The following is a 20,616-nucleotide window of genomic DNA, read 5'->3' as shown; positions in this document are numbered from 1 at the left end:
TCAGCCGCGCGGGTAGCGGGCCAGCCAGCCCGGGGCGGAGGCGGTGGGGCTGTGCAGGCTCGGGCCCTGGGTCATCTCCAGGGCGAAGTCGTCGGCGAGTTCCAGCAGCGCGGCGCGGCCTTCGAGCTCGGCGAGCCAGGCGGCCGGGAGGGCCGTCTCGCCGTGCAGGGCGCCGAGCAGGGCCCCGCACAGGGCGCCGGCGGCGATGGAGTCGCCGCCGTGGTTGACGGCGAGGCGCAGGCCCTGCGCGACTTCCTCGGCGACCAGGGCGCAGTAGACGGCGGCGGCGAGGGCGTCGGTGGCGTCGGTCCCGTCTTCCGCCTCGTCGGGGGCGAGGGCGGCGACGGCCTCGGGGCCGGGCGAGCCCTGGGTGACGGCGGCCAGGGCTCGCTGGAGGGCGTCCGTGACGGGCTGGTGCCCGGGGCGGGCGCCGAGCAGGCCGAGGGCGCGCTGGACGGCGGAGTCGAGGGAGTCGCCGCGGATCAGACCGTGGACGATGACGGCCACGGCTCCGGCGGAGAGGGTGGCGGTGGGGTGGCCGTGGCTCTGCGCGGCGCATTCGACGGACAGCTGGAGGACGAGGGCGGGCTCCCAGCCGACCAGCAGCCCGAAGGGCGCCGAACGGCAGGCGGCGGCCGCGTCACGGGCGGCGGGGTTCTTCGGCTGGTCGAGGGTGCCGAGGACGTCGTCGGCGAAGCCGGTCAGGCAGGCGCGGTGCGGGGCGCGGCGGGCGTAGAGCCATTCCTCCCGCGCGAGCCAGCCGTTGTCCTTGCGGCGCTCGTCGGGGCCCCAGTCGTGCTGGGTGGCGGCCCAGCGCAGGTACGCGCGGTGGAGGTCGGTGGGCGGGTGCCAGGCGCCGGTGTCGCGGCGTACGTGGGCCCGTATCAGCCCGTCCACGGTGAAGAGGGTGAGCTGGGTGGCGGCGGTGACCCGGCCGCGGCGCCCGAGGGCGGGGGCGGGTCCGGTCAGGCCGTCCGGGCCGTGGGTCTCGCGGAGGGCGGCGAGGGAGAGGCCGGCGGCGGGTGCGCCGAGGGCGTCGCCGAGGGCGGAGCCGAGGAGGGTGCCGCGGACGCGGCTGCGGAAGTCCTGCTGCTCGACGCGGCCCCAGAGGCCGGTGGAGATGCCGCGGCCGAGCGTACGGTTCGCCCCGGCGGGGGCGGGTCCCGCGCCGCCGCGGCCGGGGGCGGGAGCGGGAACGGGGGCCGCGTGGCCGGCGCCGCCCCCCGGGCCGGCGCCGCCGGGGCCGTGCGCGGACGCGGCCGGGCCGGCGCCCGCCGGGCTCATGCCCGGGCCGCCGGCGGGGGCGGTGGCGCCTGCCGGGCCGGGGGTTCCTGCCGGGCCGGTGGGGGCGGGGGCGTGCAGGGAGATGGCGGGAGCGCCGGCGGCCGGGTTGTCGCCCGGGCCGTGACCGGCCGGGCCGTGGCCGCCCGGGAGCGGGCCGGGGCCCGTCGCGGGGCCCGTGTCGTTCGTAGCGTTCACTGCGTCCATCCCCGGCACCGCGCCCCCCGCTGACCAGTCCAGTCGATGCCCGGCACCCCTACCCGTACCCGCCGCGCACGCGAACCCGCACTGTAGTGGACAGGATCGATCGAATCCGGAAGCGGTCGGCCACAGGGCGCGTAAGTGAGCGTAGATCGGCCAGAATCTGAACACTTCCGGCCGCGACTCGGCAGGTGGCACGTTTTGCCAGCCGCCTTCGAGCCGGTCGTTTTCGGTCACACCTCGTTCATCGGACGTTCTCCGCAGCCGCCCAGCCTCGGAGCCATGAAGAAGGCTCTCCTCGCCGCGACCGTCGTCGCCTCCGCACTCGCCGCCTCCCTGGTCGCGGCCCCGCTCGCCTCCGCCACCGGCCAGGACCGGCACGACCGGTCCGCCGTCCCGTTCACCGAAGCCACCGTCACCGCCGGAGCCGACGGCTCCTTCACCCTCCGGTGGAAGGCCCGCGGCACCGACCGGGTCGAGATCAAGGCGAACGGCAAGGTCGTCGCGAAGGGCGGGCCCCAGGGCAGCGCCGTGGTCACGGGCCTGCCCGCCGCCGACCGCCAGTGGTTCGACTTCAAGCCCGGCCGCGGCCAGGGCCTGCGCCTCGCCGACCGCCTGATCAAACTGGACGGCACCGCCAACTTCCGCGACGCCGGCGGCTACCGCACCAGCACCGGCCAGTGGGTCAAGATGGGCGAGATCTACCGCTCCGACGCCCTCGACAAGCTGACCGAGAACGACCTGGCCAAGCTCCAGCGCCTGCGCGTCAGGACGGTCTTCGACCTCCGCATGGAGGACGAGCGCACCAAGGACGCCGACAAGGTGCCCACGGGCGCCACCTACGTCGTCGCCGACGTCTTCGCGGGCTCCGGCTCCTTCCGGACGATGCCCCGCACCCCCGACGAGGCCGTCAAGGCCATGGTCGACGCGGAGCGGGCGATGGTCTCCGGCGCCGGCGGCAAGAAGGCGTACACCCAGGTCTTCGAAGGCATCGAGCGCGACCGCAGCCGCTCCGTCCTCTTCCACTGCACGGCCGGCAAGGACCGCACCGGCTGGGCGGGCGCCGCCCTGCTGACCGCCCTCGGGGTGCCCCGCGAGACCGTCGAGGCCGACTACCTGGCCAGCAACGACTACCGCAAGGCCGCCAACGACGCGATCCTCTCCCACCTGCCCGCCCAGCAGGCCGCCGTCTACAAGCCGCTGCTCGACGTGCGCCCGGAGTACCTGAACGCGGGCTACGACGAGGTCGACGCGAAGTACGGCTCCTTCGGCCGCTACCTCAAGGACGGGCTCGGCATCGACGCCCGCGAGCTGAAGGAGCTGAAGAAGGACCTCCTGGTCGGCTGATCCGGCTCTGCGCCGAGGAGGTAAGAGGAGGTAAGGGGATCCCGGCCGGGTGGCCGGGATCCCCTTCCGTGGCACTGCCCCGGCACTCAGTCCAGTACGGGGAGCAGCTCGGGCAGGTGCCCGTCCGAGGCGCGGGCCGCCTCCTGCCGCTCCTGCGGCACCTCCCCGTACAGCGTCGTACGGGCCTTCGCGGGCCGCCCGGCCGCCTCGGCCACGGCGATCAGGTCCTGCACCGACTTGTACGAGCCGTAACTCGACCCGGCCATGCGCGAGATGGTCTCCTCCATCAGCGTCCCGCCCAGGTCGTTCGCCCCGGACCGGAGCATCTCGGCCGCGCCGTCCGCCCCCAGCTTCACCCAACTCGTCTGGATGTTGGGGATGTGCGGGTGCAGCAGGATCCGGGCCATCGCCGTCACCGCGCGGTTGTCGCGGACCGTCGGACCCGGCCGCGCGATGCCCGCCAGGTACACGGGCGCGTTGGTGTGGATGAAGGGGAGCGTGACGAACTCCGTGAAACCACCGGTCTGCTGTTGGATGCGCGACAGCGTGCGGAAGTGGCCGAGCCAGTGCCGGGGCTGGTCCACGTGCCCGTACATCATCGTGGACGAGGAGCGGATCCCGAGCTCGTGCGCGGTGGTGATGACGTCGATCCAGTCCGCCGTCGGCAGCTTGCCCTTGGTCAGTACCCAGCGGACCTCGTCGTCCAGGATCTCCGCCGCCGTACCCGGGATCGAATCCAGGCCCGCCTCCTTGGCCGCCGTCAGCCAGTCCTGTACGGACATCCCCGTGCGGGTCGCCCCGTTGACCACCTCCATCGGCGAGAAGGCGTGCACGTGCATGCCGGGGACCCGCTGCTTCACCGCGCGCGCGATGTCGAAGTAGGCCGTCCCGGGCAGGTCCGGGTGGATGCCGCCCTGCATGCACACCTCGACCGCGCCCACGTCCCAGGCCTGGGCGGCCCGGTCGGCGACCTGGTCGAGGGAGAGGGTGTAGGCGTCGGCGTCCGTGCGGCGCTGGGCGAAGGCGCAGAAGCGGCAGCCGGTGTAGCAGACGTTGGTGAAGTTGATGTTCCGCGTGACGATGTAGGTGACCTCGTCGCCCACGACCGACCTGCGCAGGTCGTCGGCGATGCGGCACAGTGCGTCCAGGGCCGGGCCGTCCGCGTGGAGCAGCGCCAGCGCCTGCGCGTCGCTCAGCTTCGTCGGATCGTCGGCGGCCTGCGCGAGGGCGCCCCGTACGTCGGTGTCGATGCGCTCGGCCACCATCCCGGGCGCGGCCGCCTCGCGCAGCGCCTCCCAGTCGCCGTACACCTCGTCGAAGTCGTCGCGGCGGTCGCCGGTGCGGCCCTCGGTGTCGATGGTGGCGTGCAGGTCGGTGCGCCCGTACGCCGTGAAGCCCTCGTCCGGCTCCTGCCACGGCCGGCCCTCGACGGGCGCGCTCTCGTCGGCCAGCCCGCTCCCCGGATCGGCCAGCGCCCGTACGTGCGGCAGCAGCCGGGGGTCCAGCCAGGGCTCGCCGCGCTGCAGGAACTCCGGGTAGATGGTGAGGCGTTCGCGCAGCTCGAAGCCGGCGGCGGCGGTCCGCCCGGCCAGCTCCTCGATGTGCGGCCAGGGACGTTCGGGGTTGACGTGGTCGGGGGTCAGCGGGGAGACCCCGCCCCAGTCGTCGATGCCCGCGCCGATGAGCAGCGCGTACTCGGCGTCCACCAGGTTCGGCGGGGCCTGGATGCGTGCGCTCGGGCCCAGGATGTGCCGGGCGACGGCGATGGCGGCGGCCAGCTCCTCCAGCTCCGCGTCCGGCATGCCGCGCATGGCGGTGTCCGGCTTGGCGCGGAAGTTCTGGACGATGACCTCCTGGATGCCGTGGTAGCTGCGCTGGATCCGCCGGAGCTCGAAGAAGGCGTCCGCCCGCTCCTCGTAGGACTCGCCGATGCCGATGAGGACGCCGGTGGTGAAGGGGACGTTGGAGCGGCCCGCGTCCTCCAGCACCCGCAGCCGCACGGCCGGGTCCTTGTCGGGGGAGCCGTGGTGGGGGCCGCCCGGCTCGGACCACAGGCGGGTGGCCGTGGTCTCCAGCATCATGCCCATGCTGGGCGCGACCGGCTTGAGCCGCTGGAGGTCGGACCAGGACAGGACGCCGGGGTTGAGGTGCGGCAGCAGGCCGGTCTCCTCCAGGACCCGGATCGCCATGGCGCGTACGTAGGCGAGGGTGTCGTCGTAGCCGTGCGCGTCGAGCCACTCACGGGCCTCGGGCCAGCGGTCCTCGGGTCGGTCGCCGAGGGTGAAGAGCGCTTCCTTGCAGCCCATCGCCGCGCCCTGGCGGGCGATGTCGAGGACCTCGTCGGGGGAGAGGTACATCCCGTGGCCGCTCTTGCGCAGCTTTCCGGGGACGGTGACGAAGGTGCAGTAGTGGCACCTGTCGCGGCAGAGGCGGGTGAGAGGGATGAAGACCTTGCGGGAGTAGGTGATGACACCGGGGCGCCCGGCGGCGGCGAGCCCGGCGTCCCTCACCCGTGCGGCGGAGGCGGCGAGGTCCCTCAAGTCCTCGCCGCGCGCCTGGAGGAGTACGGCCGCCTCGGTCGCGTCGAGCGCGACGCCGTCGCGGGCCCGCCGGAGCGCGCGGCGCATCGCGTTTTCGGTCGGAGCGTCACTCGGAGTGGTCATGGGCCGAGCATACGATCCGGTGATCCGGGGGTGGAGAGGGTCACCGCATCAGCTCACCGGCGTTGACCAGCAGAGACTGGCCGGTTACCGCCCGGGCCCGGTCGGAGGCGAGGAAGGCGACGGAGTCGGCGACGTCCCCGTCGGTGGCCAGATCGGGCAGTGCCATCCGCTGGGTGAGGCGGGCGTGCACCTCGGCCTCGGGGACGCCCTCGGTGTGGGCGGTGAAGGTGACGAAGGCCTGCACGGGCGGGCCCCACATCCAGCCGGGCAGCACGGTGTTGACGCGGATCCGGTGCGGGCCGAGCTCGCGGGCCATGGAGTACATGGCCGAGGTCAGGGCCCCCTTGGAGGCGGCGTAGGCGGCCTGCTGCACCTCGTTGGGCGCGGCGACCGCCGACTGCGTTCCGATGATCACCACGGAGCCGCCGCGCTCCTTGAGCGCGGGCACGCAGGCGCGGGTCATCTTCAGCGTGCCGAGCAGGTTGACGTCGATGATCTGTTGCCAGGTCCCGAAGTCGGCGTCCTGGAGGCCCCCGAAGTAGGAGTCCCAGGCGGCGACGTGCACGACGGCGTCGATCCGGCCGAAGCGCGTGAGCGCGAGCTCGGCGAGGGCCGCGCACTGCGCCTCGTCGGTGATGTCGGTCGGCAGGTACGCGGTGTGCGTGCCGTCGGGGTCGATCTCGGCGGCGGATTTGGCGAGATTCGCCTCGGTCCGCGCCCCGAGCACGGCGTTCCCGCCGTCGCGCACGACGGTGGCGGCCACCTGATGCCCGAGCCCGGCCCCGACCCCGGAGACGATGACGGTCTTCCCTTGCAGCAGCATGACGGGCCTCCGGGCGCACGGGATATCTGACGGTGCGTCAGGCTACGGCGCGGGCGCGTCGGTGTGAAGGGGTGCGGATCCGAAGAGTGGCGGGGGCGGAGGCCGCCGCCGATCCCCGGCCGAGGCGCTCCCGGACGCGCTCGCCCTCGTTCAGGGCCTTCCGGCGTGCACCCGGCCACTGCCCGGCGAACCCCCTGTCTTCGTTGCCCTGAAGGTCAATCGGGAGGAGGTGCCCACACCCACCGAGCGTTCGGTGGTGGTTCGCCCTTGCGGCAGGTCGCGCAGGGTATCGAGGAGCTGGACGGCAGAGACGCGCGGGGACGCCAAGGGCAGGCCTTGACGAGTGCGGGGCGCGGGGTGGCGGCTGCCGTGCCGCGTTTGGAGCGTGCATGTGCGCCGCCGCCACCCGCAGTACGTCGGTCGAGGGTGCCGCGCGCGGTGGAGTTCGTGACGGAACTGTGGAGGATTCGCTTCACTCGGACTTTCTGACCTGGGCCGCGACCTGTTGAAATCGCTTCAGGGCGGTTAGATAGTCGTCCGAAGCGTGGTCCTCGGGGGGAGGCGGTGTGAGGTGCCGGCTCGCCAGCTCCTCCGCTGCCGAAAGAACCGTCTCGGCGAGCTCGGCATGGCTGATCTGTGCCACTGGCCCGGATCTGCCCTTCACTGTGACCGTCTTCTTGGTCGTGCGGAAATCGAGCCTGAACGAAGAATCGATTCCGGTGAAGGATGCGTTGGTGGAACGTCGGCTCAAGAGCATCGTGAGGGAGTCGAGGAGGTCGGGTACGGAGAGGTAGAGCATCATCCCTTGATCGGGCACATGCCCCACCGAGGTAGCCTCCCCCAGCTCTCCCCGCCAGGACATGTCTCCGAGATCGAACCCACTGGGATCCCCCTGGCCGGGACGAAGGGAGAACCTCACGATCACGGCTTGCGGCTCTCTTTCCAGGAGGGATCGTCGGTCGGGCATTCGCGGTCGCGCAGCACGCGGGCGATGTCGGTGTCCGTCGTGAGTGCGCTCAGCCGGGGAGGGGTCCGTGAGTCGTCCAAGACGACGGTGTGGAGGTGGTCTCCGACCTGTGGAGGGGGTATGTCCGACGACCACCAGGACGGATGCTTGACCTGGTCGACGAACCCTGTGATGCCATCGGCATCGACCTGCGATCCAAAAGGGGCCACAGCGGTGACGATGACGTCGACTTCCTGGTGATTCACCAGTGTCACTCGGATCTCCACCACGGAGGGCCCACCCGCACTCTCAGCTGCTGATCGCGGTCGACGAGGTCCGCGACGACACCTGTGACGAGCTCGCCGACCGCCGGAAGGCTGTCGCTCCCCGTGGTGCCGCCCGGGTTGTACGAAAGGAGGTCGATGAAGACCCGCGCCTCGGGATCTTCGTCAAGTTCCAGGAAGACGCCGTGCTGGAACTTCACTTTCACCCTCCCCGTGACTCGGGCTCCCATGGGATATCGGCTCTTGAGGTGTCCCCAGGACATCGTGTACACGGTCACCTCCCCGCCCATGCGTCCAAATCGAGCATAACTTTTGACGTAGGTGCCCCGGTGGGCTGTATCCCTCGAGATCGGTCCCGGCGGCGGATTTGGCGAGATTCGCCTCGGTCCGCGACGCCGAGCAGTTCTGCGTCCGTGGTATCTCCCGATTTCCGAAGGTCTGGATCTCGTCCGTTAGGGGGCGAAAATCTCGTCGAGCACTGATGAGGCGGAGTCGATTTCGTCTTTTCTGTAGCCGGTCCTGAATCTCGTCTCATCCTCGCCGAGTGCCTCCATTGCTGCGTCGATGAGGGGTCGCCAGAGGCGTGCAATCGAAGACGGAAACTCTCTCGTGGTGAATTGCGTGAGACTCGGAGTGTGTGTTGATCCCGAGATTCGAAGAGTTTGCCCTCCTGTTGAATCTGGCGAAACGAAAAGGATCTGCACTTGGCGGCTGGAGGTCAGGGTCTGTCTGATCTCTCTCGCGAACTGCAGGATAGTAAGGGCTGAATTCGGCGTAGCTTCGCGCGCCGTGAACCAGCCCTCTGGGATGACATGGAATTCCTTCGTGACCTGAAATACGATTTTGAACTGGCTTGCAGTCATTGCTGCGTCTACGGGCCTGGCACGCATTTCCCGATACTTTCTCTCTCTATTCCAGGTCATCGAAGTAGGATTTTCCTTCCTTCGGGGTGAAGGCGGTGCCTTTGTCTCCCTCTTCGATGACTACGAAATTCTTGTCGGTGTCCCAGTAGGCCACACGGCCTCGTTCCAGGAATTTTGGTGGTAGGACGCTGGGGATGTCGCCGTTTATTATTCCGTCGATGTAGTATTCCAGTGCTCTCGGGTCAACATCCCTTGCGTAATGTTCGAAGCCGCCCGGATCATTGAAACGCTGCCTCGAGTGATCTGCAATCTTCTGGGATATGTCGTCGACTTGCGGGCACGGGGAGAGGCCCAGAGGGTCCGACCACGTGTGGGGGTTCGAGACGTACGTCGCCGGGTTCGGGGCCGGGGCGAGGCCCAGGGGGTCCGGGGTGAGGTAGCGGGCCGTTTCGGGGTCGTACGTGCGGAAGTAGTTGTGGTGGAGGCCCGACTCGGGGTCGAAGTACTGGCCCGGGAAGCGCAGGGGCGTGTAGGCCACGGCGTCGCGGGTCCAGGTGGTGGAGCCCCAGAGGGTGGAGCGGGCGCGCCAGGCGATCTCGCCCGACTCGCCGATCAGCTCCCGCGGGGTGCCGATGAGGTCCGTGACGATGGCGAAGAAGCGGTCGTCCGTGGTGCCGAGGACGGTCTCCGCCTGGGTGAGCGGGTGCAGGCCGTGGTGGGTCCAGGTGAGGGTGACCGGGCCTTCCGTCTGCTCGCAGAGGGTGGTGCCGTCCCAGGTGAAGAGGACCTCTTCCGCGACCTCGCCGGTGGGCGCGAGGCGCTGCTTGGCCGTGCGGCGGGAGAGGGCGTCGTAGCGGTAGCGCCAGCGCGTGCCGTCCGGAGTGGTGACCCCCGCCAGGCGGTCTTCCGCGTCCCATTCGTAGTGCCAGGTGTCCGGCTTGCGCGAGAGGCGGGTCTTCTGACGGAGGGTGACCCGGCCGAGGGCGTCGTGCTCGTAGCGGATCGAGCCGGCACGGGTGATGCGGGTGCCCTCGTAATCCCGCGCGCCCTGGGCCTCCGCGCCCGGGTGGCGGGTCGGCCAGGTGGCGGCGGTCTGGTTGCCGGCGTCGTCGTAGGCGTAGCGCTCCGACCAGTTGGACGCGTCGACCGCCGTGACACGGGCCGCCGGGTCCAGGGTGAAGGTGCGGGGACCGGCGAGTGCGTCGTCGATCGCCGTCAGGGCGCCGTCCGCGCGGTAGCTGTATCCGCGGCGCTGGAGGGTGCGGCCGTCCTGGCCGACGAGGTGCTGCTCGGTGAGACGTCCGACCGGGTCGTAGGCGTGGGCCAGGGCCAGGTCCGCGCCGAGGGTGCGGGTCAGCTCCCGGCCCGCGGCGTCCCGCTCGAACGTCAGCGTCCGGCCCGATGCGCTGAGGGCGCTGCGGCGGCCGGCCGCGTCGTACGTCCACTCGGAGAAGGCCCCGCCGGGTGTGGTGCGGCCCGCCCGGCGACCCGCGACGTCGTAGGTGTGGGTGAGGGTGCGTCCGTCGATCGTCTCCGAGACGACGCGGCCGTACAGGTCCCGTTGCAGGGTCAGCGTGGTGCCGTCCGGCGAGACCGCCCGGGCGAGCTCGTCGTAGTCGTCGTACTCGTACGACGTGATGCCGTCCGCCGTCTTCTTGCGCAGGATCTGGGAGAGGGCGCCGTGCGCGTACGTGGTCGTGGCGCCGAGTGCGTTCGTACGGGAGACCAGGCGGCCTGCCGCGTCGTAGCCGTAGGTCAGCGTTCGGTCGTCGAAGTCCGTCTCGGATGCGAGGTGACCGGCCGGGTCGTACGCGTAGGTCCAGGTCAGGCCTTGGGGGTTGGTGACCGAGGTGAGGCGCAGCTCGGTGTCGTGGGTGAAGGAGTAGCGGACGCCGTCCGGGCCCGTGCGGGCCGTGAGGAGGTCGAAGTCGCCGTACTCGGAGACCGTCACTCCGCCCATCGGGTCGGTGTGGGAGGTGCAGTTGCCCTCGCCGTCGTAGGTCCAGGACTCCGTGCTGCCGTCGGCGGTCTCCCGGCGGAGCAGGCGGCCCTCCACACTCCACGTGAGGCGGGTGGTGTGGCCGAGGGGGTCGGTGACGGCGACCGGGCGGCCGAAGGGGTCGCGCGTGTACGCGGTCGTCGCGCCCAGCGGGTCGGTGATCTCCAGGGGCAGGCCGGCCGGGTCGCAGCGGACCGTCGTGACCGCGCCCAGGACGTCCGTCACCGAGGCCAGGTGGCCGCGGGCGTCGTACGTGAAGCGGTGCGTGGCCCCGTGCGGTGCGGTTGCCGAGGTGAGGTTGCCGCGCTCGTCGTACGTCGACCGCGTGACCCGGCCGTCGGGCTGGATCACCGTGACCGGCAGGCCCAGTGCGTCGTACTCGGCCCGTACCTCGCGGCCGTCGGGGCGGACCACCGTGGTGAGCCGGCCCTGCTCGTCGTAGACGTAGCGGGTCGTGTGGCCCAGGGGGTCGGTGCGGGTCAGGAGGCGGTTGTACGCGTCGTGCGTGAACCGGGTGGTCGCGCCCGTCGGGTCGATCTCGGCCGTGATCCGGGCGCGGTCGTCGACCAGGTACCGGGTTTCGTGGCCGTGGGAGTCGGTGTAGGTGGTGGAGCCGTCCTCGTAGGTGAAGCGGACGTCGAGGTGGCCGTTGGTGCCGGACTGGGCGGTGCAGCGGTGCTGTTCGTCGTAGACGTAGTCGAAGTGGCGGCCGTTGGTGTCGGTCCAGGAGGTGATCCGGCCGAGTTCGTCGTAGCCGAAGCGGAGCGGGCGGCCCGAGGAGTTGGTGACGTGGGTGAGATGGCCGTCCGTGTACGCGTAGCGCAGTACTTCGGTGCCGTCGGCGAGGGCGAGGCCGGTTATTCGGCCTTCCGACGAGCTGAGGCGCAGCTCGTAGCCGCCGCTGTGGGACAGGGCGGTCGGCGCGCCCGTCTCGTTGTACTCGAAGGTGATCCAGGCGCCGCCCCGGTCGTCGAGCTGGCTGAGGAGGCCCTCGTCCGTGAAGTGGCGGACGTGTCCGGACTCGGGGTCGGTGACCGTGTAGCCGCCGTCCGCATCGAGGACGAGCGGCCAGCGCTGACCGTGGCCCGGGAGTACGGGGACTCCGGCCTCGGGATGCGGGTAGGCGAGCAGGCTGCCGTCCTCGCGGACGAGGATCACGCCTTCCTCGTCGATCTCCAGGCGCTGGTCGACCGTGGACGCCCAGGACGGGCCGAACCAGCGGCCCGCGCGGTACGAGGACTCGAAGGTGCGGGTGAACACGAGCGGCAGCGCGCCCGGGAGGACCAGGTCGGTCTGCGGCAGGACCATCCGGCCCGTCGCCACGTCGACCGGGTCGCCCTTGCACTTCAGGTCCGCCTTGCGACGAGCGGCAGCTTCGGCTTCGGCCCTCGCGGCCGTCCGCGCCGCTTCCTTGCTCGCCGTCTTCTCGGCGAACCGCATCCCGGTCCGGAGGGTGGGCAAGCCCTTGGTGCCGATGAGATCGGGGAGGAGGCGGCCCTTGAATTCGCTGGGGTCCGCCATGTAGCTGTCGATCATCGGGCCGGGGATGCGCTCGGGGTGGGACGCGGTGGAGACGAGACCGGCCAGCGTCATGTTGAGGTTCTGCTGGAAGTCGGCCGGGTGCGTCAGGTTGAACACGTCGAAGGGGTTCACGCTGCGTGCGAAGTTCAGCGTTCCCGCCGTGCCCTTCGCCACGCCGCCCACGACGTGGGTGAGCTCGAACACCTCCGAGCCCGCGTAGTCGCTGAGCTGGGCCATCAGCCGGTCCGTCGCCGGCATCTCCGCCGGGGCGTGCTCCATGGCCGCCTTGAGCGTGCGTTCGGCCGTCACGGCCGCCTCGTCGCGCTGCCTGCGGGCCTCGTCCAGGATCTCCTTGGCCCGCTTGAGGGCTGCAGCGCCCGGATCGGCGCCCTCGACCGGGATCGGGCCGGGATCACGGCCGGCCTGCGCGGCCGCCCTGTAGGCGTCCTCCTTGGCGACGTGCGCGTCGTGGGCTTCCTTCGTCGCCTTCACCGCGGCCTTGTGCAGGTCGATGGCCGTCTGGGCCTGCTTCTGCGCCCACTCCACCGTCTCCGCATACCGGTTGAGCGCACCGCTCGCCGATTCGCACGCGTCGGATGCGCGCAGCCAGTCGGTGGGATGCATGGCGAACTTCGCACGGAACGCGTCGGCCGCCTGCCCCTTCCACTGGTCCGAGTCGAGGGCCTTCATGCCCTGGCCGACCCGCTCGAACGCCGCCTGGAAGTCCGCCAGATGCTTGGCCGACTCCCGGAGCGCCGACGACTTGCCGTGAACCAGCTCGTTGGCCTGCTCGCTCTCGCCGAGCTGCTGTTCGCGTACCGAGGCACCGAGACGGGAAGCGGCGTTGTCGCCGAAGTCCTCGACCGTGTCCGCCCAGCCGTGCGCGCCGGCACGGTCGAGGACGCCGCCGATCTCGTCGGTGGCTCTGTCGACGCCGTGACCGATGACCTTCTTGGCTGAATCGACCTTCTCGTCGATCGTGTCGAGGCCCTTGTCGACCAGCTTGCCCCAGTCCGTCATCGGCCCTCACCGCCAGGCTGTGCCTCGGGTGCCGGGCCGACCATGTCGTCGACCATCGCGTCCGCCTCATCGCGCAGTCCGACGGCATCGATGATCTGGTTGGACAGCAGGATGTCGGAACTGTTCAGATCCCGGACAGCGCTCTTCCAGGCCTCGTTGCCGTTCTCCGAGGCATGTGCGAAGGATTCCGGCTTGTAGTCCGCGTTCTTGATCTGGGTGATCGGGTTGTCGGAGAAGACCTCACCCCAGTCCTTGGCGATGATGTCCTTCTCCTCGGCATACGGGTTGCCCAGTGCCGCGTTCGCCACGACCTTGAAGCTGCCCTGGATGTACTGGTCCTGCTCGTACATCGCGCCGGCCGACAGCCCCACGTTCAGGGCGAACATGTTTCCCTGCTGCACCAGCGAACGCACCCCCCAGCCCCAGCGCTCGCAGAACGAGCCCAGCGTGGACGTCAGACCCTCGTGCCCGGTCTCCATCCCCGAGAGAGCCAGGTCGGTGAAACCGCCACCCATGCTCGCCGTGCCCACCGACCCGAGCTCCTTCAACTCCGCCAGGCTCGCCGTGATCCCCTGCGCAATCAGCGCCAACGCCTGCTTCGAGACATCGAGATCCGCCCCGTCCCCGCTCATGCAGTCATCTCCCCGTCGAGTGCCGCGGCATCCGGCACGATCCCCCGAACCGGCGGGAACGCCAGCCCGTCCGGCCCCGCCGCGTTCCACGCGACTCCGCACGGAAAGTCCACGGCCGGCACCAGCTCGTCGAGCAGGCGTGCACCGACCACTCGCCGGTACGTCCACTCCCGGTCGCCCTCGCCGCGCGCCTCGGCGAACCGGGCCAGCGCCTCCTCGTCGGAGAACACGCAGATCCAGTCCAGCCCGCCGAGTTCGGCCGTCCACAGGCCGCCCCGCACGTCCAACGGCACCAGAACCACCCGGCTCCGGAAGTCCGCCAGCCGCTCCAGCAACGCCTCTCGTGCTTCTACCGCCGGATCGACCGCCGCCGGTCGGCCGGAAGCCTGGACGGCATCGGCCCGCAGCCGACCCCACTCCTCGTCGAACCCCACCACAACGCCCCCCACACCAGCCCCCGTACGCCTTGATCGAACTCACTTTTGCACAGCTCGGCAGGCCGGCGAAATTTACTGTTGGGTAGCGAACGCATCTCGCTGGACGAGTTGAGTCTCCGGTCGGCGGTGCGTGTGCCGGAGGTAAGAGTGCTGGTAGTTGGGGTGTGCGCCATCGGCCTCACGGAGGTCGAGCCGAGGCGGTTCGTTGCATGAGCAACTAAATCTGCCCCCTTCCTTGGGTGGCGTTGCCCCGCACGCGTCGCGTCGACGGCCGATCCTCCTCGGGAGATGATCGGAGATGACCCCGCGGCACGAGGCGAGGACGTGAGGGCATGGCACTCCCGCAATCTTCCGGCGCGCCCCGGCGCGCTCGGCTGTGGGCCCTGCTGGCGTTGGTCTGTGCGGTGCTCGCGGCGGTGACGCTGGTGGCCGAGGGCTTCGTCGGCGGGCTGGTCGTCCTCGTCGTCGGGGTGGCCGGGGCGGCGCTCACGGCCATGGGGACCTGGTGGGTGGTGTCCCATCGCGGAGCCGTACGGCTGGTCGGCGCCCTGCTGGTGGTGGGCGCGCCCGTGGCCATCCTGCTCATCTATGCCCGCGCGGACCTGTGGCTCACGGCGCTGCTCGCCATCGCACTGTGGGCGGCCGCCGTGGCCTGCGCGCGGACCGCGCTGCGCGCCGCGCGCCGGCCCGACGGCATGCGGGCCGTCGCCCGGGCCGCCCCCCGCAACCCGGTGCTGATCATGAACCCGAAGTCCGGCGGCGGGAAGGTCGGCCGCTTCGGCCTGGTCGAGAAGGGGGAGGCGCTCGGCGCCCGGGTCGTGCTGTTGGACCCGGCGGTCGTGACGGACGTCGCCGCCCTCGCCCGGCAGGCGGTGGCCGACGGAGCGGACCTGCTCGGGGTGGCGGGCGGCGACGGCACCCAGGCCCGGGTGGCCGAGGTCGCGGCCGAGCACGACCTGCCGTTCCTCGTGATCTCCGCGGGCACCCGGAACCACTTCGCCATGGACCTCGGGCTGGACCGCGAGGACCCGGCCCGGTGCCTGGACGCGCTGGCCGACGGGGAGGAGCTCAGGGTCGACCTGGGGGTCGTGGGCGGCCAGGCCTTCGTCAACACGGCCTCCTTCGGCGTCTACGCGGAGATCGTGCAGCGCCCGGAGTACCGGGACGCCAAGGCGGACTCGGCACTGGCCGCACTGCCCGACCTCCTCCTCGGATACGCCGGCACCACCCTCGACGCGGTGACCGACGAGAAGCGGCTGGAGGCCCAGCAGGCGCTGCTGGTCAGCAACAACCCCTACACGTCCTCCGAACCGATGGGCGCCCGCAGGTCCCGCCTCGACCGCGGCGAGCTGGGTGTCCTCGGCATCCGGGTGAACAACGCGGCCCAGGCGGCCGAGGTCGCGCTGCGCGGCGCGAGGGCGGCGGGCCTCCACGTACTCACCTCCCGCCAGGTCGTGATCGGATCGGCCGCGGAACGCATCGCCGTCGCCGTGGACGGCGAGGCACTGACCATGCCCACACCCGTGACCTGCTCCATCCGCCCCGGCGCACTGCGCGTCCTGGTGCCCAGGCTCCGCCCGGGGGCCCCGGTGACCGCCCCGCCCATGCAGTGGAGCGAGGTGCTCGCCCTGGCCTTCGACCGGCCGGGGGCGGGCCCGGCCGGCTGAGGCCCGGAGGCCCGGGATGCCCGACCTCCTGTGCGGCGTCACAATGAGCCGTACCCGGTGTTCGTAGCGGATTGGAGACGTCCGTGAAGGACCTGAAGTTCGAGCAGAAGAGTTCCCTTTCCCGCCTCGAGGTCGCCGATCAGCTCTCCGCGCTCGCGGAGGCGCTGCGCCACGGCGGCAACGCCGAACTGGAACTCGGCCCCGGGAAGATGAGCCTGCGCGTCCCCGATGAGCTCCGCACCGAGATCGAGGTCGAGATCGGCGACGGGGAGATCGAGATGGAGATCGAGCTCAAGTGGCCCACCGCGCAGGCCGGGGCCGCGTGACAGCGCCCCCGGAAGGCCCGGAAGACGCGGAAGGCGGCGGACCGGAGGCCGGCCCGGAGCTGGAGGCGGGCCGCGAGGACTACAGCGGCGCCGTCTACGGTTCCCTGCTCGCCGCCTCCGTGGTGGTCGGAGCCGGTACGCTCGGCAAGTTCCCGCGGCTGGAACTCGTCGCACTGCTCCTCGGCACCGGGGTGGTGTTCTGGGCCGCGCACGTCTTCTCCCGCCTCTTCGGGGCCCGCATGGTGAACCGCCTGAGCTGGGCCGTGATCCGCAGTACGTCCAGGGAGGAGCGCCCGATCATCAAGGCGGCCGTCCCCCCGGCCGTCGCCGCGGCCATCGCCCCGCTGTTCGGCCTCGGCGCCACGGGCATCGCATGGCTGGCGCTTCTGGTGGCCCTGATCGGACAGGTCGGCTGGGCCACCCTCGCCGCCAGCCGCGCCGGCGCCTCACACCGGCTGATGTTCCTGGCCGGCGCGATCAACCTCTTCCTCGGGCTGCTCATCGTGCTGCTCAAGGTCGCCCTCCAGCACTGAAGCCGCTTCCCCCGCTACTTCCCGCCGTACTCCTCCAGCGCCGCGGCCAGCCGGGCGACGCCCTCGCTGATCTCGGACGGCGTGTGCGTCGTGAAGTTCAGGCGCAGGGTGCGGGGGTCCGGGGCGGTGGCGTAGAAGGGGGCGCCCGGGACGAAGGCGACCCTGTGGGTGACGGCCGTCCGGAGGAGATCCGTCGCGTCGTGCTCCTCCGGCAGCCGGGCCCAGAGGAACATGCCGCCCGCGGGCAGGTTCCACGCGCAGCCGGCCGGCAGGGTCCGGCTCAGGGCGCTCTGCAGGGCGTCGCGGCGCTCGCGGTAGGCCGCCCGGACCGTGGCTATGTGCGCGTCGAGGTCCACCGCCGCGAGGTAGTGCGCCGCGGCCAGCTGGTCGACCGTTGAGGTGTGGAGGTCCGCCGCCTGCTTCGCGACCACCGCGGCCCGCCGCAGCGCTGCCGGGGCCCGGAGCCAGCCCAGCCGCAGCCCGGGAGCCAGGACCTTCGAGAAGCTGCCGAGCAGGGCCGTACGGTCCTCGGCACCCGGGTGCGCGGCCAGCCACGGGACGGCGTAGCCCTCGTAGCGGAGTTCCCCGTACGGGTCGTCCTCCACCAGCCACAGCCCGAGCCGGGCCGCGGTCCGCGCGACCGCCGCCCGGCGGGCGGCCGGGAGGGTGCGTCCCGTCGGGTTCTGGAAGGTGGGGACGGTGTACAGCAGCTTCGGCCGCTCGCGCGCCACGACGTCCGCCAGCGCGTCCGGGAGGATGCCCTGCGCGTCGCAGGGCACGGCCACCACCCGCGCCCCCGCCAGCCGGAAGCACTGGAGCGCCGCGAGGTAGGTGGGGTTCTCCACCAGCACCACGTCACCCGGTTCGACCAGGGTGGCGGTGATGAGGGTGAGGGCCTGCTGGGAGCCCGAGGTGATGAGTACGTCGTCCGGGCCGGTCGGCAGCCCGCGCGCGGTCGCCCGGGCGGCGACGGCCTCGCGGAGTTCCGGGGCGCCCTCGGTGGTCGAGTACTGCAGGGCGCGCCGCGCGGACACCGCGAAAGCGGCGTCGTACGCGGCCCGCAGGCCCTCGGTGTCGAAGAGTTCGGGCGCGGGGAGGCCGCCGGCGAGGGAGATGATCCCGGGGCGTTCGGTGAGCGCGAGGATCTCGCGTACGGGGGAACCCTCCACGGAGGCGGCGCGGGCGGCGAACGCGGGCGGCGGCGCGGTGGCAGTGGTGGCGGCGGCAGCGGACACGGTGGCAGGCGCGGCGGCGGACGCGGCGGCAGGCACGGCGGCGGGCACGGGCAGCTCCTTCAGGAGGCGGGTGCGCGCATCGTAGCGAGGGAAAGTTGTAGACGGCACGTATGTATCAGGGGATGGACCGGCCACCGGAGACCCCCGGGCCGCCCGACCCCTCCCCATCTGATGCCGCATCAGATAGACCGGTCCCATGACGACAGGAGAGCAGGAACCGCAGCAGGACACCCGCGTCGAGGACTACGCCGAGCTCGCGGCCGTCGGCCCCTACGGCGTCCGCCCCGGCCATGCGCTGATCACCATGGTGGAGCCGCACCCGGGCCACGAGTACGCGTACAACCGCTGGTACGAGGACGACCACTACTACGCGGGCGCCATGGCCATGCCCTGGATGTACGCGGGCCGCCGCTGGGTGGCCACCCGCGAGCTGCAGGAGCTGCGCTACCCCGAGAAGTCGGCCGTCGCCCAGCCCGTCACCGCGGGCTGCTACATATCGACGTACTGGGTCACCCAGGGCCGCTACGACGAGCACATGAAGTGGACCGTCGGCATCAACAAGCGCCTGAACCGCGACGGCCGGGTCTACCAGGACCGCACCCACGTCTTCACGTCCTTCCAGGACCACGCCGCCACCGTCTACCGCGACGGCGCCGCCGGTCCGCGCGACTTCCACGCCCTGGACCACCCGTACGAGGGTCTCGTCGTCCAGGTCATCGACGCCGACGGGCCCGGGCAGCGGGCCGAGTTGCTGGAGTGGCTGCGCTCGCGCGCCCTGCCGAAGCGGCTGCACGGCGGTCCGGCCGCGATGGTGACGGTCTTCCGTCCGACCCCGCTGCCGGGTGACCGGATGACGTACGTCAAGCAGGTGGAGGGGGTTGACACCCGCCTCACGCTGCTGTGGTTCCTCCAGGAGGACCCCCGGACCTGCTGGGACCGCTTCCTGGGGCTGGACGCGGAGGTCGCGGAGGCGGGGCTAGGACGGGTGGAGCTGGTGGCGCCGTTCATACCGACGGTGCCGGGGACCGACCGTTACGTCGATCAGCTGCGCTGAGCGGCGGGCCGTCGGCCCACCGGGCATGGCCGAGCCCCCTCGGCCAAGACGGCGGGTCGGTCGAGAGGGCTCAAGTCAGTGACGCAGGTGGTGCGGGTGGTGCAAGTGGTGCCGGTGAACGGGTGGTGCAGAAGCCGGGCCCGCTGGTGCCGGTGCCGGCGCCGGTGCCCGTGTGGGACGCGGGGACCGAACGGTAGGGACGGCGAAGGCGGTTGGGACGCGCCGTGATGTTCAGGCGAGGCGTCCCAGCCGGCCCTCGGAGACATCGGCGACGAACGAGGTCCAGGAGTCGGGGGCGAAGGTGAGGGACGGTCCGTCCTGCACCTTCGAGTCGCGGACGGCGATGGCCTCCACGACGGGGGACTTGACCTCGACGCAGGCGCCGTTGGCGGAGTAGGAGGACTTGATCCAGTTGGCCGTGGCGCCCTGGCGAATAGCCATGTTTCTCTCCGGTGAGCGAGTAGTTCCGGTGGTTCCGGTGTCCTGTCGGCCAATCTTCCGGCTGACCTGATCGACGCTACCGGCAGCTCCTGACGGGTGAAGGGATCAGTCACCCGACCGGGTGGCATATTCCATTCAAGCCTTCTGTGGCTGGGGAGTGACGGTGTACCGTACCGACCCGCTTGCCACGCGCATGGTGGATATCGGTCGAATCCGACCTCTATGCGCTCTTGTCCGCGTATTGATCGATGATCTGCGAGATGAACTCGCGGGTCTGGTCGACATTGAGCGCCTGCGCGCGCAGGTGTTCGTACATCACGCTGTACTTCTGGACGTCGTTGGCCTTCTCCAGGTACAGGTCGCTCGTCACGCCCTCGATGTAGACGACGGTCGAGTCGGACGCGTCCGGGAACTCCAGGATCGCGTACTGACCGTTGACGCCGGGGTGCGCCCCCAGCTCGAAGGGCATCACCTGCACCGTGACGTGCGGCTGCTCCGACTGCTCTATCAAATATTCGAGCTGCCGGATCATCAACTGGGCGTCGCCCACGCGCCGGCGCAGCGCCGCCTCGTCGATCACCGCCCACAGGCGCAGCGGACCGAGGTCCGGGTTGTTGTTCTCGGTCTCGGAGAGCCGCTTCTGGCGGTGCATCCGGACCTGGACGCGCTTGTCGACGTCGGCCGGGGCGGTCTCCGGCCACGCGCCGCGGACGAGGGACTGGGCGTACTCGGTCGTCTGGAGCAGCCCCGGGATCACCAGGGGCTCGTACGTGCGCAGGCTGGCGGCGTCCGTCTCCAGGCCGATGTAGACGCTGTACGGGATGTCGCCGAAGGCGTGCCACCAGCCCTGCTGGCGGGAATCCTTGGCCATCTGCATGAGCGAGTCGATGAGGCGGCGGTCCTCTACCTCGTAGACGTCGCACAGGTCGCGGACATCGCGCTGGCTGATGGAGCGGCGGCCGTTCTCCAGTCGGCTGATCTTCGACTGGGAGACGAGGAGGCGCTCGGCGACCTGTTCGGCCGTCATGCCCTTGTCCTCGCGGAGCTTGCGCAACTCCATGCCCAGTCGGCGGCGTCGGACGGTGGGATTGACATTGGACGCCACGTGAACGGCACCTCCGCCTTCTTCTGTCGTTGCAGCTGTCTCTCTACGTATCTGGTTTGAGCAGACTGCCACCGAAGCGGGCGGCGCCGCTGGGGAACGGCCCGGAAACACAGACGCGGGGGGGGGGGGGGGGGGGGGGGGGGGGGGGGGGGGGGGGGGGGGGGGGGGGGGGGGGGGGGGGGGGGGGGGGGGGGGGGGGGGGGGGGGGGGGGGGGGGGGGGGGGGGGCGGAGGTGGTC

The 20,616-nt window shown here is 71.2% G+C and carries 18 protein-coding genes; 5 read left to right on the top strand and 13 right to left on the bottom strand.

The annotated features are described in order from the left end of the window. A complete protein-coding gene (locus ACZ573_RS37670) occupies positions 1 to 1,122 on the bottom strand; it encodes an ADP-ribosylglycohydrolase family protein (RefSeq protein WP_471313298.1) in 1,122 nt (373 codons plus the stop codon). A gap of 642 nt (positions 1,123 to 1,764) precedes the next feature. On the opposite strand from ACZ573_RS37670, the gene ACZ573_RS37665 reads away from it, so the two are divergent. Beyond that, positions 1,765 to 2,829, top strand: a complete 1,065-nt coding sequence (locus tag ACZ573_RS37665; RefSeq protein WP_471313272.1) for a tyrosine-protein phosphatase — start codon at positions 1,765 to 1,767, stop codon at positions 2,827 to 2,829. An 86-nt stretch (positions 2,830 to 2,915) separates the two neighbouring features. Here ACZ573_RS37665 and ACZ573_RS37660 read toward each other — a convergent pair whose 3' ends face one another. The 9 genes from ACZ573_RS37660 to ACZ573_RS37620 all read right to left on the bottom strand — a co-directional run bounded on the left by ACZ573_RS37660 (position 2,916) and on the right by ACZ573_RS37620 (position 14,014). Beyond that, positions 2,916 to 5,492 carry a bifunctional FO biosynthesis protein CofGH gene (locus ACZ573_RS37660; RefSeq protein WP_471313270.1) on the bottom strand — a complete coding sequence of 859 codons (2,577 nt, stop codon included), beginning with the start codon at positions 5,490 to 5,492 and terminating at the stop codon, positions 2,916 to 2,918. 40 nt (positions 5,493 to 5,532) lie between these two features. Continuing rightward, positions 5,533 to 6,315 (bottom strand): SDR family oxidoreductase, encoded by a 783-nt coding sequence (locus tag ACZ573_RS37655; RefSeq protein ID WP_471313268.1) that lies wholly within the window; start codon positions 6,313 to 6,315, stop codon positions 5,533 to 5,535. Positions 6,316 to 6,787: 472 nt separating this feature from the next. Next, entirely contained in the window at positions 6,788 to 7,117 is a 330-nt protein-coding gene (locus ACZ573_RS37650; protein WP_471313266.1) for a hypothetical protein, read from the bottom strand. 119 nt (positions 7,118 to 7,236) lie between these two features. Then, positions 7,237 to 7,536: a hypothetical protein gene (locus ACZ573_RS37645; RefSeq protein ID WP_471313264.1), complete on the bottom strand. Its 300-nt coding sequence runs from the start codon at positions 7,534 to 7,536 to the stop codon at positions 7,237 to 7,239. Then, positions 7,533 to 7,817 (bottom strand): hypothetical protein, encoded by a 285-nt coding sequence (locus tag ACZ573_RS37640; RefSeq protein WP_471313262.1) that lies wholly within the window; start codon positions 7,815 to 7,817, stop codon positions 7,533 to 7,535. The genes ACZ573_RS37645 and ACZ573_RS37640 overlap by 4 nt, the downstream gene beginning before the upstream one ends. 180 nt (positions 7,818 to 7,997) lie before the next feature. Continuing rightward, a complete protein-coding gene (locus ACZ573_RS37635; protein WP_471313261.1) occupies positions 7,998 to 8,468 on the bottom strand; it encodes a hypothetical protein in 471 nt (156 codons plus the stop codon). Beyond that, positions 8,455 to 12,948 carry a putative T7SS-secreted protein gene (locus tag ACZ573_RS37630; protein WP_471313260.1) on the bottom strand — a complete coding sequence of 1,498 codons (4,494 nt, stop codon included), beginning with the start codon at positions 12,946 to 12,948 and terminating at the stop codon, positions 8,455 to 8,457. Before ACZ573_RS37630 ends, ACZ573_RS37635 begins: the two co-directional genes overlap by 14 nt. Continuing rightward, a complete protein-coding gene (locus ACZ573_RS37625; RefSeq protein ID WP_471313258.1) occupies positions 12,945 to 13,580 on the bottom strand; it encodes a hypothetical protein in 636 nt (211 codons plus the stop codon). Before ACZ573_RS37625 ends, ACZ573_RS37630 begins: the two co-directional genes overlap by 4 nt. Beyond that, positions 13,577 to 14,014 carry an SseB family protein gene (locus ACZ573_RS37620; protein WP_471313256.1) on the bottom strand — a complete coding sequence of 146 codons (438 nt, stop codon included), beginning with the start codon at positions 14,012 to 14,014 and terminating at the stop codon, positions 13,577 to 13,579. The genes ACZ573_RS37625 and ACZ573_RS37620 overlap by 4 nt, the downstream gene beginning before the upstream one ends. 335 nt (positions 14,015 to 14,349) lie before the next feature. Here ACZ573_RS37620 and ACZ573_RS37615 point away from each other — a divergent pair, with 335 nt between their 5' ends. The 3 genes from ACZ573_RS37615 to ACZ573_RS37605 all read left to right on the top strand — a co-directional run bounded on the left by ACZ573_RS37615 (position 14,350) and on the right by ACZ573_RS37605 (position 16,543). Beyond that, positions 14,350 to 15,684 (top strand): diacylglycerol/lipid kinase family protein, encoded by a 1,335-nt coding sequence (locus tag ACZ573_RS37615; protein ID WP_471313254.1) that lies wholly within the window; start codon positions 14,350 to 14,352, stop codon positions 15,682 to 15,684. Between the two features lie 83 nt (positions 15,685 to 15,767). Next, positions 15,768 to 16,010: an amphi-Trp domain-containing protein gene (locus tag ACZ573_RS37610; RefSeq protein ID WP_266595443.1), complete on the top strand. Its 243-nt coding sequence runs from the start codon at positions 15,768 to 15,770 to the stop codon at positions 16,008 to 16,010. Then, positions 16,007 to 16,543 carry a hypothetical protein gene (locus ACZ573_RS37605; RefSeq protein ID WP_471313252.1) on the top strand — a complete coding sequence of 179 codons (537 nt, stop codon included), beginning with the start codon at positions 16,007 to 16,009 and terminating at the stop codon, positions 16,541 to 16,543. Before ACZ573_RS37610 ends, ACZ573_RS37605 begins: the two co-directional genes overlap by 4 nt. A gap of 14 nt (positions 16,544 to 16,557) precedes the next feature. On the opposite strand, the gene ACZ573_RS37600 is transcribed toward ACZ573_RS37605, so the two are convergent. After that, positions 16,558 to 17,778, bottom strand: a complete 1,221-nt coding sequence (locus ACZ573_RS37600; protein ID WP_471313296.1) for an aminotransferase-like domain-containing protein — start codon at positions 17,776 to 17,778, stop codon at positions 16,558 to 16,560. 196 nt (positions 17,779 to 17,974) lie between these two features. Between ACZ573_RS37600 and ACZ573_RS37595 the strand changes: the two genes are divergently transcribed. Beyond that, the gene (locus tag ACZ573_RS37595; protein WP_471313249.1) at positions 17,975 to 18,832 is read left to right on the top strand and encodes a hypothetical protein; all 858 of its coding nucleotides are present in this window, start codon (positions 17,975 to 17,977) and stop codon (positions 18,830 to 18,832) included. A gap of 231 nt (positions 18,833 to 19,063) precedes the next feature. Here the strand turns inward: ACZ573_RS37595 and ACZ573_RS37590 are convergent, their stop codons facing one another. Further along, a complete protein-coding gene (locus ACZ573_RS37590; RefSeq protein ID WP_382550942.1) occupies positions 19,064 to 19,273 on the bottom strand; it encodes a DUF397 domain-containing protein in 210 nt (69 codons plus the stop codon). A 220-nt stretch (positions 19,274 to 19,493) separates the two neighbouring features. Further along, positions 19,494 to 20,378: a helix-turn-helix domain-containing protein gene (locus tag ACZ573_RS37585; protein ID WP_301370253.1), complete on the bottom strand. Its 885-nt coding sequence runs from the start codon at positions 20,376 to 20,378 to the stop codon at positions 19,494 to 19,496. Between the last annotated feature and the right edge of the window lie 238 nt (positions 20,379 to 20,616).

Source organism: Streptomyces sp. NPDC040545, assembly GCF_055595065.1.
This window is presented reverse-complemented; position numbering and strand designations above follow the sequence as displayed.